Source organism: Mesorhizobium xinjiangense (genome assembly GCF_009749525.1).
Taxonomy (GTDB): Bacteria; Pseudomonadota; Alphaproteobacteria; order Rhizobiales; family Rhizobiaceae; genus Mangrovimarina; species Mangrovimarina xinjiangensis.
On sequence record NZ_WOAC01000004.1, the window covers coordinates 223508 to 237000 of the forward strand.

At 63.7% G+C, this 13493-nt stretch carries 15 protein-coding genes and 1 pseudogene; 12 read left to right on the forward strand and 4 right to left on the reverse strand.

Annotated features, from left to right (window positions below):
• The first annotated feature begins 58 nt into the window (after positions 1-58).
• Both GM909_RS06870 and GM909_RS06875 read left to right on the forward strand, forming a co-directional pair.
• Positions 59-654, forward strand: a pseudogene (locus GM909_RS06870) (L,D-transpeptidase).
• Between the two features lie 22 nt (positions 655-676).
• On the forward strand, positions 677-1075 hold the full coding sequence (locus GM909_RS06875; protein ID WP_198174155.1) for a rhodanese-like domain-containing protein: 399 nt from the start codon (positions 677-679) through the stop codon (positions 1073-1075).
• Between the two features lie 16 nt (positions 1076-1091).
• Here the strand turns inward: GM909_RS06875 and GM909_RS06880 are convergent, their stop codons facing one another.
• Positions 1092-2030: an alpha/beta hydrolase gene (locus GM909_RS06880; protein ID WP_157015465.1), complete on the reverse strand. Its 939-nt coding sequence runs from the start codon at positions 2028-2030 to the stop codon at positions 1092-1094.
• Between the two features lie 48 nt (positions 2031-2078).
• On the opposite strand from GM909_RS06880, the gene GM909_RS06885 reads away from it, so the two are divergent.
• Together GM909_RS06885 and GM909_RS06890 are read left to right on the forward strand one after the other, a co-directional pair.
• A complete protein-coding gene (locus tag GM909_RS06885; protein ID WP_157015466.1) occupies positions 2079-2531 on the forward strand; it encodes a MarR family winged helix-turn-helix transcriptional regulator in 453 nt (150 codons plus the stop codon).
• A gap of 148 nt (positions 2532-2679) precedes the next feature.
• Positions 2680-3504, forward strand: coding sequence for an alpha/beta fold hydrolase (locus GM909_RS06890; protein WP_157015467.1), 825 nt, complete (start codon positions 2680-2682; stop codon positions 3502-3504).
• On the opposite strand, the gene GM909_RS06895 is transcribed toward GM909_RS06890, so the two are convergent.
• The gene (locus GM909_RS06895) at positions 3501-4433 is read right to left on the reverse strand and encodes an AraC family transcriptional regulator (RefSeq protein WP_235911702.1); all 933 of its coding nucleotides are present in this window, start codon (positions 4431-4433) and stop codon (positions 3501-3503) included. The genes GM909_RS06890 and GM909_RS06895 overlap by 4 nt on opposite strands.
• Before the next feature lie 29 nt (positions 4434-4462).
• Here GM909_RS06895 and GM909_RS06900 point away from each other — a divergent pair, with 29 nt between their 5' ends.
• Positions 4463-5674 carry an MFS transporter gene (locus tag GM909_RS06900; protein ID WP_157015468.1) on the forward strand — a complete coding sequence of 404 codons (1212 nt, stop codon included), beginning with the start codon at positions 4463-4465 and terminating at the stop codon, positions 5672-5674.
• Between the two features lie 12 nt (positions 5675-5686).
• On the opposite strand, the gene GM909_RS06905 is transcribed toward GM909_RS06900, so the two are convergent.
• Together GM909_RS06905 and GM909_RS06910 are read right to left on the reverse strand one after the other, a co-directional pair.
• Entirely contained in the window at positions 5687-6298 is a 612-nt protein-coding gene (locus GM909_RS06905; RefSeq protein ID WP_157015469.1) for a pyridoxamine 5'-phosphate oxidase family protein, read from the reverse strand.
• An 84-nt stretch (positions 6299-6382) separates the two neighbouring features.
• Positions 6383-6730, reverse strand: a complete 348-nt coding sequence (locus GM909_RS06910; protein ID WP_157015470.1) for a gamma-butyrobetaine hydroxylase-like domain-containing protein — start codon at positions 6728-6730, stop codon at positions 6383-6385.
• 197 nt (positions 6731-6927) lie between these two features.
• Here GM909_RS06910 and moaA point away from each other — a divergent pair, with 197 nt between their 5' ends.
• The 7 genes from moaA (at position 6928) to GM909_RS06945 (ending at position 13488) form a co-directional block, all read left to right on the forward strand.
• Positions 6928-7926, forward strand: a complete 999-nt coding sequence (gene moaA, locus GM909_RS06915) for a GTP 3',8-cyclase MoaA (RefSeq protein ID WP_157015531.1) — start codon at positions 6928-6930, stop codon at positions 7924-7926.
• A gap of 149 nt (positions 7927-8075) precedes the next feature.
• Complete coding sequence (locus GM909_RS06920) at positions 8076-8996, forward strand: DMT family transporter (RefSeq protein ID WP_157015471.1); 921 nt, start codon at positions 8076-8078, stop codon at positions 8994-8996.
• Between the two features lie 38 nt (positions 8997-9034).
• A complete protein-coding gene (locus GM909_RS06925; protein ID WP_157015532.1) occupies positions 9035-10261 on the forward strand; it encodes a multidrug effflux MFS transporter in 1227 nt (408 codons plus the stop codon).
• A gap of 66 nt (positions 10262-10327) precedes the next feature.
• A complete protein-coding gene (gene mobB, locus GM909_RS06930; RefSeq protein ID WP_157015472.1) occupies positions 10328-10849 on the forward strand; it encodes a molybdopterin-guanine dinucleotide biosynthesis protein B in 522 nt (173 codons plus the stop codon).
• Positions 10850-11013: 164 nt separating this feature from the next.
• A complete protein-coding gene (locus GM909_RS06935; RefSeq protein WP_157015473.1) occupies positions 11014-11772 on the forward strand; it encodes an ABC transporter substrate-binding protein in 759 nt (252 codons plus the stop codon).
• A gap of 175 nt (positions 11773-11947) precedes the next feature.
• Positions 11948-12661, forward strand: coding sequence for an ABC transporter permease (locus tag GM909_RS06940; RefSeq protein ID WP_157015474.1), 714 nt, complete (start codon positions 11948-11950; stop codon positions 12659-12661).
• Positions 12662-12666: 5 nt separating this feature from the next.
• Complete coding sequence (locus tag GM909_RS06945; protein ID WP_157015533.1) at positions 12667-13488, forward strand: ABC transporter permease; 822 nt, start codon at positions 12667-12669, stop codon at positions 13486-13488.
• The last annotated feature ends 5 nt before the right edge of the window (positions 13489-13493 follow it).

The window sequence follows — 13493 nt, forward strand, 5'->3', positions numbered from 1 at the left end:
ACCGGCTTGCCGGCTTCACTGTCGGCGGGGGCGAAGGAGAGGTGGAATGCGACCGGCTATCCTCACCGTGTTGGCGCTTGTCATCCTGTCGGCTGCGCCCGTTTCGTTCACAACCGACGCCCAGGCCGAAAGCCTGCTCGCCCGCATCCTGCGTGCTGGCGAGCCGCCTTCCCTGCGCGCCAAGCGCTATTCGGACAAATCGCCCATTCCCCGGCGCACGGTCCGCTATGACCAGGGCTATGCCAGGGGCACCATCGTCATCCACACGTCCGAGCGCCGGCTCTACTACACGCTCGGCAATGGCCGGGCGATCAAATATGCCGTCGGGGTCGGCCGCGAGGGGTTCGCCTGGTCGGGCACGAACCGCGTCTCGCGCAAGGCCGAATGGCCAGGCTGGACGCCGCCGCCGCGGATGATCCGGCGCGAGGCGGCCAAGGGCCGCAAGCTGCCAGCCTATATGCCCGGCGGCCGCAACAACCCGCTGGGGCACGCGCGCTCTATATTGGCTCGACGCTCTACCGCATTCACGGCACCAACGCGCCATGGACCATCGGGCAGGCCATGTCTTCAGGCTGCATCCGCCTGGCCAATGACGATGTGGTCCATCTCTACAATCAGGTCGATGTCGGCACGCGCGTGGTGGTCAAGCGCTGAGAAGGAGTGGGACGCGATGGCGTTGAAGAAGGGATACAAGGCGCTGCTTGAGGAAGCCAATGCTGAAGTCGAGGCGCTGTCGCCGGCCGGGGCGGCGGCGCTGTTGCAGGATGACGAGACGCTTTTCATCGACATTCGCGACCCGCGCGAGCTCGACCGTGAGGGCCGGATCACCGGCGCGCATCACTGCCCGCGCGGCATGCTGGAGTTCTGGATCGATCCGGAAAGCCTCTACCACAAGGACATCTTCTCCTCCGGCAAGCATCTCGTCTTCTTTTGCGCCGCCGGCTGGCGCTCGGCGCTTGCCACCAAGACGGCGCAGGATATGGGGCTCGACAAGGTGAGCCATATCGCAGGTGGGTTCTCAGCCTGGAAAGAGGCGGGCCTGCCGCACGAGCCCGGCCGTCCGCGCAAGTCCTGACCTTCCTCTTGCGGTCTTAAGCGGCGTCGGCGCGGCGCATGCGGCCGTGCACCGGCTGAACGGGCTTTGTCGGCGCGGCGAAATCAGCAATTGTCGTAAGCACCCCGGGGCCGGCGATGATGCGGCGATGTCCGAGGCCGTGGGCCCAGACGAGCCGGATATGCGGCCCCGCCTGCCCATAGGCCTCGGCGTGGGCAGCCGGCACCTCCTTGTCATCCGGGGCATGCACGACAAGCGTTGGAATGGCGCATCGGGACAATTGATCCGCCCCGACGAATTCCGAGAGCGGACGGCCCGCAATGCGTGCGACCTCCCCGGCCAGGGCCGTCTGGGCGCGCGGTCCGAGATTGAGCATGCGGCCGAATCCATCAAAGAAGGAAGGCATCGAATTGGGCGCCGCGATGAGTGCCAGTCGCGCCGCCTCAACCGGCATAACGCCTTTGATCGCGCCGACGACGGCATTGACCGCGACCGCGCCGCCGAAGGAATGACCGACGATCGCGTCAAAAGGGCCGAACCATTGCGCCGCCGTGGCCGTCGCATCGACCCCGGTCGCCAGGTTGAGCCGCCGACCCGAAGACCACCCGTGTCCGGGCAGGTCCAGGGCAAAGACGCGGCCGCCCCTCGCCCGCATCGTTTCGATCAGCGGCGCCATGTGCTCGGTGCGCGAATTCCAGCCATGGATGACCAGCACCTGGAAGGTCGACGCGACACCGTGGGGCGGGCGGAACTCGTGAACCGCCACGCAACCCGAACGCGCCGTCAGACGATGATGCCGCGCTTCCGCCATGAAAGGCACGGCGCGTTCGATCACCTGCCTTTCCCTGTCCGGCGGGCGGTTGGGGTTTCTTGTCCGGCAAAACAGTTCGAAGGCGGCCCGGCCGGCAAGACGTGGGATCAGATGGTCGGCAATGCCGAACGCACCACGGATGACAGTGAGAGGAAATGATGCCATGTTGGTCCTCCGACCAATTGGTTCAAGCATGAACATATTAGTTCAAGAATGAACAAAAAACAAGATCTCCCCTGGGACAATCCGCGTTTCAAGAACTGGATCGCGCTGGTGCGCGCCGAAAAGGCCGTGGTGCGCGAGCTGACGCGCCTCCTGGCGCCGTTCGGGCTGAAGATCGCCCAGCTCGACATGCTGATGAATCTCTACCGCCATCCCGGCATGTCGCAGCACGAGCTGGCACGCCGGCTGCTTGTCGGCCGGTCCAACATCACCATGCTCATGCCTCAACTGGAGACGCAGGGCCTGCTCAGGCGCGAAAGCGACTTATCGGACCGCCGTGTCATGCGCCTCTACCTGACCGAGGATGGCGAAGACCTGCTGATGCAGGCGTTAGAGGTCTATACGGGTCTGATCGACCGGGTGATGGAACAGTCCACGCCGGCGCAATGCGATGCCATGGGCGATCAGATGCGCCGCATCATCGACATGCTGGCCGACGAATGAGGCTCAGATAACCGTCCCGTGTCCGTGCCGCATTCGGGGCGCTGGCTCCTCCCTATCTCCAAAATGACATTCGGAAGGATTAGGATGATTGCGTGGACCACTGTCCGCGAGATGCCGGCAATTCTTCAATCGATCAATGGAGTCTCAGATGGCTACGATCACGACCAAGGACGGCACGGAAATCTTCTACAAGGACTGGGGCACCGGGCAACCAATCGTTTTCCATCACGGTTGGCCACTCAGTGCAGACGACTGGGACGCGCAAATGTTGTTCTTCCTCGACAAGGGCTTCCGCGTGATTGCCCACGACCGGCGGGGACATGGACGCTCAACCCAGGTTTGGACCGGTCACGACATGGATACTTATGCGGCCGACGTCGCCGAACTGGCGGCTGCGCTGGATCTGCGCGATGCGGTCCACGTGGGCCACTCGACCGGCGGCGGCGAAGTTGCACGCTACGTGGCCGGGCACGGAAAGGGCCGGGTCGCAAAGGCGGTGCTCATCGGCGCAGTGCCGCCGATCATGGTCAAGACGGAGAACAACCCAGGAGGCTTGCCGATCGACGTCTTCGACGGCTTCCGCTCGGCTCTGGCGGCCAACCGGGCCCAGTTCTTCCTAGATGTACCGAGCGGCCCGTTCTACGGGTTCAATCGTCCGGGCGCTCAAGTGTCGCAAGGCGTGATCGAGAACTGGTGGCGTCAGGGCATGATGGGCAGCGCCAAGGCCCATTACGACTGCATCAAGGCCTTCTCCGAAACCGACTTTACCGACGATCTGAAAACCATCGACGTGCCTGTGCTCGTGATGCACGGCGACGACGACCAGGTCGTGCCCTACGAGGACTCGGCTCCCTTGTCGGCAAACCTGCTCAAGAACGCGACACTCAAGACCTACAAGGGCTATCCGCACGGAATGTGCACCACCCACGCCGACGTGATCAATGCCGACCTGCTCGCCTTCATAAGGGATTAAACCGGCGGCACCCCGCCCGCACCATCGCGAAAATAGCTGCGCGGCGGGGTGCCCAGCATCCGTTTGAACATGGTGGTGAATGCCGGCACGTTTTCGTAGCCCAGGTCCAGTGCCACGCTGGTCACCGTCTCGCCGGCCGCCAGCCGTGGCAGCGCGGCAAACAGGCTTGCCTGCTGACGCCAGATGGACAGGCTGACGCCGGTCTCGCGTTTGAAGGCGCGGGTGAAGCTGCGCCGGCTCATTCCGGTCTCGCCCGCCCAGGAATCGATTGTGACGTCGGGCGACGGATCTTCCATGAAGCGCCGGCACAGCGCCGCCAGCCGCGGCTCGGCTGGAAAGGGCAGCCCCAACGGACGTTCGGCCTGCCGCGGAATTTCCGCCAAGAGCAGCTTGAACAGCAAAGCGCCCCGTTCCGAGGCCGCCATCGCGGCACTCATTTCGACCGCTTCAGACATGAGGCTGCGCATGAGATCGGTCAATCCGACCACTTTGAGCACCCCCGCGCCGCCGCCCGCCATTTCGGGCAGCACATAGAGCGACTGCATGCGCACCGGTCCGAGCATGGTCACCGCGTGCTCGACCCCGGCCGGGATCCAGACCGCGTGGTCGGGCGGGATCATCCACCGTCCCGCGGCCGAAGAGACCAGCACGACGCCCCTGCATGCATGCAGCAATTGCGCCCGGCTGTGCCGATGCGGCGGCACGTCGTGGCTGGCGGGATAATCGAAGGCAAAGGCCACCACCGGCTCGTCTGCCGCCGCCAGCGCCGCCAGACGCTCGGTGTGGACGGCATCGAACCCCGGAGAATGCCGCTCGGGCGCTTTTGGTGTGGCGCGGTTTTGCGTTTGGCCCACTTGCATAATAAATGGACCAAACCACGAAAGCAGGACGCCCGGCAAGGGGTGTAAGGACGTGGCCTTCACAGACAACAGCGATTCCGTTCTCACAGGCACAAAACATGGCCGACGCCACACTCAACGCCCGCAGCTTCCCAGTCGACAAGACGGCCTATGCCATCCTCATCGCGGTCAGCTTCTGCCATCTCTTGAACGATGTCATGCAGTCGCTGCTTTCGGCCATCTATCCGATGCTGAAGGCCGATTACGGGCTCGACTTCTGGCAGATCGGCCTGCTCACCATGAGCTTCCAGGTCACGGCCTCGCTGCTCCAGCCGCTCGTCGGCCTCTACACCGACAGGCGGCCAATGCCCTATTCGCTGCCTGCGGGCATGGCCTCGACGCTGTGCGGCCTCATCCTGCTGGCCACGGCCGCCCATTACTCGCTGCTCCTTGCAGGCGCCAGCCTGGTCGGCATCGGCTCGGCCATCTTTCACCCCGAATCCTCGCGCGTGGCACGCCTGGCCTCGGGAGGCCGCTACGGCCTGGCCCAGGCGCTGTTCCAGGTGGGCGGCAATATCGGCACGGCGATCGGCCCGCTGCTGGCGGCCTTCATCGTGGTACCGCGCGGGCAGATCAGCGTCGCGTGGTTCTCGCTCGCCGCGCTCGTCGGCATGATCGTGCTCGCCAGGGTGAGCGCCTGGTATAATGCCTACCGCGCCGCCCATGCAACGCGGGCGCGGCCGGCAACGAGCCTCGAACTGCCACGGCGTCGCGTTGCCGGCGCGCTGATCATCCTGATCCTGCTCGTCTTTTCCAAGCACGTCTACATAGCGAGCATTTCGAGCTACTACACATTTTACGTCATCGAGAAGTTCGGCCTCTCGGTGCGCGAGGCGCAGGTGCTGCTGTTCGTGTTCCTCGGCGCGGCGGCCGTCGGCACCATACTCGGCGGCCCGATCGGCGACCGGTTCGGTTCCAAGGCCGTGATCTGGTTCTCGATCCTCGGCGTACTGCCCTTCACCCTGGCCCTGCCCTATGCAAGCTATGCCTGGACGCCGATCCTGACGGCTATCATCGGCCTCATCCTGGCCTCCGCTTTCCCGCAGATCGTGGTCTTCGCCCAGGAACTCGTGCCCGGCCGCGTCGGCATGATCGCCGGCATCTTCTTCGGCTTCGCCTTCGGGCTCGGCGGCATAGGCGCCGCGGTGCTTGGCATCATCGCCGACGCCAGGGGGATCGACTTCGTCTACCGGATCTGCTCCTACCTGCCGCTGATCGGCCTGCTGACGGTCTTCCTGCCCAATATGAGGCAAGCGAAGCAGGACGGCTGATGCGCGGCAGAACTACCACATCGTCCTGCCGGCGCGCTCGGGCCATTCGGCATCATAGGCCTCGCCGTCGATCCTCGACTGGCTGGTCACAGCGAGAATGCGTCCGGGCGACGGCAGGGACTTCGCATCGACATGATTTTCGGCATTCCACAGATCGGAGCGCACGATGGCACGGGCACATTGGAAATAGACCGCCTCGACATGGATCACCACGACCGAGCGGGCGGGCGTTCCCTTTACGGCAAACGACGCGCACAGGTCCTCGTCGACCACGATGCGCGCGCGGCCGTTGACGCGCAGCGTGGTGCCCGAACCGGGGACGAGGAAAAGCAGACCCACCCGCCCGTCGCGCACGATGTTCTTCAGGGAATCGACACGGTTATTGCCACGCCGGTCCGGCAGCATAAGCGTCCGCTCGTCATGGATGCGCACGAATCCGGCGAGATCACCGCGCGGCGAGCAATCGAGTCCCTCGGGCCCCGCGGTCGCCAGCGCCAGGAAGGGCGATGCCGCGATCAAGGCTGCATATTCGGGAATGATGCGATCGAGTTCCTTGACCAGCGAGGTCTCGCCGGGCAGGCCGTAGAGCGCCTCCAGTTCTTCCACCGAGGTGATTTCATTCACGGCCAAGCTCCCCACAGTTATGCGGCGCGCCCGCGCCTAACATGGTGACTATGACGGTTGTGCGACGGCCGCGACGGCTGCAAGTCAGCGGCTTAATCCCTTTTCTTCGAGTTCGTTCACATAGGCCTGCCAATGCTCGGCCTTTTCGGCTCCGAGCGTGCTGAGATAATCCCAGGTGTAGATACCGGTGTCGTGCAGATCGTCGAAGACGATGCGCACGGCATAATTGCCGACGGGCTCGATGCGCAGGATCTCGACATTCTTCTTGCCGGGAACCGTCACGCGCTGCTCCGGCGAATGCCCCTGCACCTCGGCGGATGGGGACAGCACCCGCAGCATCTCGGCCGGAAGTTCCATCGGCTCCCGGTCGGCGAAAGTGACCGTCAGCAAACGCCGGTCCTTCGACACTCTCAGTTCGGTGGGCGGGATCATGGCAGTCCTTCTTTCGGCAGCGCGCCGCGCTGAAAAAACACAATGCCGGCAGCAAGCGATATATTGCGTCAGATATAACGCTGATGTTACCAAAGGCGTCAATCGTCGTCTTGATCCATGTCCGAAACGTCACGACATTGGCCAAAAGGCAAGTGGAGGAGCGTGTGCTGGAAACCATCGACACGAAGCGTCCCGCGATGGGCAGTATGGTCGACCCGTTCGGCCGCCAGATCGAGTATCTGCGCGTCTCGGTGACCGACCGCTGCGATTTCCGCTGCACCTACTGCATGGCGGAAGACATGACCTTCCTGCCCAAGAGGGACCTGTTGTCGCTCGAAGAGCTCGACCGGCTCTGCACCGCCTTTGTCGAAAAAGGCGTCCGCAAGCTGCGCCTGACAGGCGGCGAGCCGCTGGTGCGCAAGAATGTCATGCATCTCATCCGCGGCTTGGGACGCCATCTCGAGACCGGCGCGCTCGATGAGTTGACGCTGACGACCAACGGCTCGCAACTTGCCCGTTTCGCCGACGAACTGGCCGATTGCGGCGTCAGGCGCATCAACGTGTCGCTCGACACGCTCGACCCGGAAAAATTCCGGACAATCACCCGCTGGGGCAATCTCGCAAAGGTGAATGCCGGTCTCGACGCCGCACAGCGGGCCGGGCTGAAGATCAAGATCAATACCGTGGCCCTGAAAGGGTTCAACGAGGACGAAATTTCCGACATCATGCGCTGGGCACATGGCCGCAGCATGGACCTGACCCTCATCGAAACCATGCCGATGGGCGAGATCGACGCCGACCGCACCGACCAGTATCTGCCGCTGTCGTTGATGCGGGCCCAGCTGGAACGCCAGTTCACCTTGACCGACATACCCTACAAGACGGGCGGTCCGGCGCGCTATGTCGATGTCGCCGAAACCGGCGGCCGGCTCGGCTTCATAACGCCGATGACGCATAATTTCTGCGAAAGCTGCAACCGGGTGCGCCTGACCTGCACCGGCACGCTCTATATGTGTCTCGGCCAGGAGGACGCGGCCGACCTGCGCGCGCCGCTGCGCGCCTCGGAAGGCGATGTGCTGCTCGACCGGGCGATCGACGAGGCAATTTCCCGCAAACCCAAGGGCCACGACTTCATCATCGACCGGCGGACCAGCCGGCCATCGGTCTCGCGCCATATGAGCGTGACCGGCGGCTGAAACCGGACGTTCGCCGCACGGCCCACCATCGTGCTGCCCGATGGAACGCGCGTCGTCTTCCGGAATTTGGCTTTGGCGACTGGCCCAGTCGTTTCGCGTTGCTAATCCGCGCTCCGGTGTTACATGCGGTAGAAACATCGGAAACACCCGTGGTCCAGTCTGCCAATCTGCGCGCCTCGATCTTCATGTCGGTCTCCATGGCCGGCTTCACGATCAATGACGGCATCACAAAGCTCTTGTCCCAGTCGATGAACATGGGACAGATCATGTTCGTGCGCGGCATCATCGCGACCGCGCTCATCGCGCTGCTCGCCTGGCGCGCCGGGGCATTGCAGAATCCTGAAAGGCTGATGCGGCCGATGGTGGTGCTGCGCATTCTCGGCGATGTCGGCGCGACCTGCTCGTTCATGCTGGCACTTGCCCACCTGCCGATCGCCAACGCGACGTCCATTCTCCAGGCCCTGCCGCTGGGTGTCACGCTGGGGGCTGCGGTGCTGTTTGCCGAACCGGTCGGATGGCGGCGCTGGCTCGCCATCCTGGCCGGATTTCTCGGCGTGCTGACTATCATACGGCCCGGTTTCGAAGGATTCAGCGCCTATTCCCTGCTCGCCTTCCTGGCGGTGTGCTTCTGCACCTTGCGCGACCTCGCCACCAAGTGCATCGACGACGATGTCCCGTCGCTCTTCGTCTCGACGGCGACAGCGGCGGCCGTTGCCGTCGCGGGCGCCACCCTGACCGTGCCGCTCGGCGGATGGTCGCCGCTCGACGGCGCGAACACGGCACTTTTGGCCGCAGCCGCGATCTTCCTCCTGTTCGGCTATCAGTTCGTCATCATGTCCATGCGGCTCGGCGACATATCCTTCGTCGCCCCCTTCCGCTACACGGCCCTCATCTGGTCGATCGCGCTCGGCATCGTGCTGTTCGGCGACATACCGGATAGCGCAATGATCGCGGGCGCGACGATTATCGTCCTTTCCGGGCTCTACGCGTTCCACCGCGAACGCGTCGTCGGCAGACGGAGAATGGCGGCCGAAAGCGCCCCCTCCACCATGGCCGCCGACGGTCTGTAGCAATGGGTGAAACATATGAGCATGCCGGCACCGGCGACATGATGAGCGATCGCAGGATAGAGCGGCCCCGCTCGCCGCATATCGTGACACTCGTCATGGCGACGGCCACCGGCGCGCTGGCGATGAACGTCTTCTTGCCGTCGCTGCCCAGCATCGCCCGCCATTTCGAAACCGACAATGCTGTCGCTCAACTCGTGGTATCGCTCTATCTGGCGGCCACCGCCGGACTGCAGCTTCTGATCGGCCCGGCATCCGACCGCTACGGCCGGCGCCCGGTCATGCTGTCCTGTCTGGTGGTCTTCCTGATCGGGACCGTTGCTTCCCTCTTCGTCACGACCATCGAACTGCTGCTGGCCTGCCGCGTGCTCCAGGCCTTCGCCGCCGCCGGCATGGTTCTTTCGCGCGCCATCATCCGCGACACGGTCGGCACCGACGAAGCCGCGAGCAAGATCGGCTATGTGACGATGGGCATGGCGCTTGTGCCTATGATCGGCCCGGTGATCGGCGGCTTTCTCGACGAATGGTACGGCTGGCAATCGACCTTCGTGCTGACGCTGGTTTTCGGGCTGACGGCCTTCACAATCGTCTATCTCGACCTCAACGAGACCAACCATGCGCCAACGCCCAGCATGCTGGCGCAGTTTCGCTCCTATCCCGAGCTCGCGACATCGCGCCGCTTCTGGGCCTATACGATGACGGCCGCCTTCACTTCCGGCGCCTTTTTCGCCTTCCTGGGCGGCGGGCCCTATGTGTCGACCGAGATTCTCGGCCTGAAGCCCTCGGGCTACGGGCTCTATTTCATGCTCATTTCGCTGGGCTATATGGGAGGCAATTTCATATCGGCCCGGTTTGCGCGCCGCTTCGGCATCAACCGGATGATGCTGGCCGGCAACGTCATCGTCGCGACCGGCATGATTGTTTCGCTGCTGCTGTTCAGCTCGGGTTTCGTGCACGCCCTGTCGCTGTTCGGCCCGGCAATGCTTCTGGGCTTCGGCAACGGCATGACGCTGCCCAGCGCCAATGCCGGGATCGTCAGCGTGCGGCCGCATCTGGCGGGCTCGGCCTCGGGTCTGGGCGGCGCCATGCAGATCGGCGGCGGGGCGGCGCTCTCCGTCATCGCCGGCCTGCTGCTTTCGCCCGACAGCGGCGCCCAACCGCTCATTCTGGTCATGCTCGTCTCGAGCTGCCTGGCTTTGTGCGCGACCCTCTACGGCATGCATATCGATCGCACCGAAGGGCCCCTGCCCGGCTCCGACACGGATTGACATGGCGCCATGCGCCATGAATGCATTGAAGCCGCTCGAGGGTTTTGGGCACGGACGGCACATGGAATGAATCGAATCATCGGCATTACCGGCTGGAAGAATTCCGGCAAGACCACGCTCACCGAAAGGCTGGTCGCAGAGCTGGCGCGGCGCGGCTATAAAGTCGCCACGGTCAAACATGCCCATCACGGCTTCGACATCGACCGGCAAGGCACCGATTCCTGGCGGCATCGCCAGGCCGGTGCGCGCGAAGTGGCGATCGTCTCGTCCAATCGCTGGGCGCTGATGCACGAGCTGCAGGACGAGCCGGAGCCCACGCTGGCGGCGGTCCTCGGGCGGCTTTCGCCCTGCGACATCGTCGTCGTCGAGGGTTACAAGCGCGAAGACCACCCCAAGATCGAGGCGCGCCGCAGCGCGGCCACGGACACCTCGCCCATGACCGGCCGGTTTGCCAACATCGTCGCCATCGCGGCGGACCATTCCGTCAGCGACGAAAGCCTGCCGGTCTTCGATCTCGACGACATCGCCGCCATCGCCGATTTTGTCGTCGCATGGGCATGGCCTGGCGGGCCGCCCGGCTCCTCGTAACGCTGGCAACACATTCCCCAACGTCATCGATCTCGTGTCGTTGGCGGTTGCAATTCGACGGAAAACAATGGGAATATCCGGGCCAAGGTGCGGCCGTCGGGGGGCGCGCCTCAACAACCACCGCGGCACAACGCCGGGTCAGATCTATAAGAGAGAGGAACACTATGCCTATCATGAAGCGTCTGGCGCTTGCCGCTTCGGCCGCCGCCATCGCCGCATCGTTTTCTGCGGCCAACGCCCAGGAAACCCTCAAGATCGGGACAGAAGGCGCTTATCCGCCCTTCAACAACCTGACCGCCGACGGCAAGCTTGTGGGTTTCGACGTCGAGATCGCCGAAGCGCTGTGCGAAGAAATGAAGGTCGAATGCGAGTTCGTCACACAGGATTGGGACGGCATCATCCCAGCTCTGCAGGCCGGCAAGTTCGACGCCATCGTCGCCTCGATGTCGATCACGCCGGAACGTATGGAGCAGGTGAATTTCACCGACCCCTACTACGTGAACTCGCTCGTCTTCATCGCGCCGAAAGACAGCGACATGGACCCGTCGGCGGTCGGAAACATGGTCATCGGCGTGCAGGAAGGCACGATTGCGGCGATCTTCGCCGAAGAGACCTATCCCGACGCCGACTTGAAGGCCTATCCGACACAGCTCGAGGCCTGGTCCGATCTCGATACCGGCCGCGTGGATGCCGTCCTGGCGGATTTCGGCGTCCAGTATGACTGGATCAACAGTGACGACGGGGCGTGTTGCGAGTTCAAGGGAGACCCCGTGAGCAGCGACGACCGGATCGGCATTGCTTTGCGCAAGGACGAGACCGAGCTGCGCGACCGCTTCAACACCGCGATCAAGGCCATTCGCGAAAACGGCACCTACGCCGAGATCAACAAGAAATACTTCCCCTTCGACATTTACGGGGAATAAGGGGGGGCGACACGCGATGGCCGGCGCAATGCACTGCATCACGCCGGCGCATCGTGCGAAGACATGGTCGCACCGTTTTGTGCCGCGCCTTGGACGAACGCGGCAAGGCTGATCTCAATCTTGCTGCGATGTCCCTGCCAGAAACGACGCCGACCGCGAATGCCGGAAGGGCTGGATGGAAGACTATGCCACGCTGCTCGGTTTCGGCCCGCAGGGCTGGGGCGACCAGATTGCATCGGGCGTGGCGATAACCGTATCGCTGGCGCTGGCAACGCTGCCGATCGGACTGCTGGCCGGCTTTTTGGTGGCGCTCGCCAAGCGCTCGCCCGAGCCGAGCCTCCGGCTTGCCGGCAATATCTATACGACCATCTTCCGCGGCCTGCCCGAACTGCTGACCCTGTTTCTCGTCTTCTACGGCGCCCAGATCGGGCTCCAGCAGGTCTTGCACCTGTTCGACCCGGAGGCGAGTATCGAGATCAACAGCTTCGTCGCCGGCATGGTGGCGCTTGGCGCCGTCTTCTCCTCCTATGCCAGCGAGGTCTTTCTCTCGGCCTTCCGCGCCATTCCCGCCGGCCAGTATGAAGGCGCCTACTCGATCGGCCTGACGAACGGCCAGACCATGCGCCTCGTCATTCTGCCGCAACTCGTGCGCATTGCGCTTCCGGGCCTGTCCAATCTCTGGCTGATCCTTTTGAAGGATACGGCGCTCGTTTCCGTCATCGGTCTTGCCGACATATTGCGCCAGACCGGCATTGCCGCCCGGGTGACAAGGCAGGCCTTCCTCTTCTTCGGCACCGCCTGCCTCATCTATCTGGTCCTGGCGATCCTTTCCTCCTTTGCCTTCACCCTGATCGAAAGGCGCGTCGGCCGGGGCGGCCAACACTCATGAGTGAGATGGCGGCAGCCCCGAGCACGGTCGAAAAGCCACCCGCGCCACCGCGCGGCTGGACGCGCGAACGCATCTTCGGCACCGCGCTCGTGGCGCTTTGGGCGGTGGCCGGGCTTGGGCTCCTCGCCTTCCTGGTCAATGCCTGGAACCCGGAGCTGTTTCAAAAATACGCCCCGGCCTATCTGTCCGGCCTCGGCGTGACACTGGCGTTGGTCGGCATTTCGGTCACGGCCGGTGCGGTGCTTTCCATTCCGATCGCCTGGATGCGCATGTCGAAGAACAAGGTTCTGTCGGCGATCGGTTATGGCTACGTCTATTTCTTCAGGGGCACGCCGCTGATTGCCCAGGCCTTTCTCGTCTATTACGGCCTCGGCTCGTTCCGCGACCAGCTTGAGGCGATCGGCCTGTGGGGCTTTTTCCGCGAAGCCTGGAACTGCGCGATCTTCGCATTCACCCTGAACACTGCCGCCTATCAGGCCGAGATACTCCGCGGCGCGATCCAGAGCATCGGGCGCGGACAGTGGGAAGGCGCGGCCGCCCTCGGTCTGTCGAAGTTCCAGACCGTCCGCAAGATCATCCTGCCGCAAGCGCTGATCGTAGCGCTCAGGCCTTATGGCAACGAGATCATCCTGATGATCAAGGGTTCGGCGATCGTCGCAATCATCACCGTCTACGACCTGATGGGCGAGACGCGCCGCGCCTATTCACGCACTTTCGATTTCCAGACCTATTTGTGGGCGGCGTTGATCTATCTCGCCATCGTGGAAACATTGCGCCATACGATCGAGTGGATCGAGCGGCGGTTGACCAAACATCTCAAGCGCTGATCATC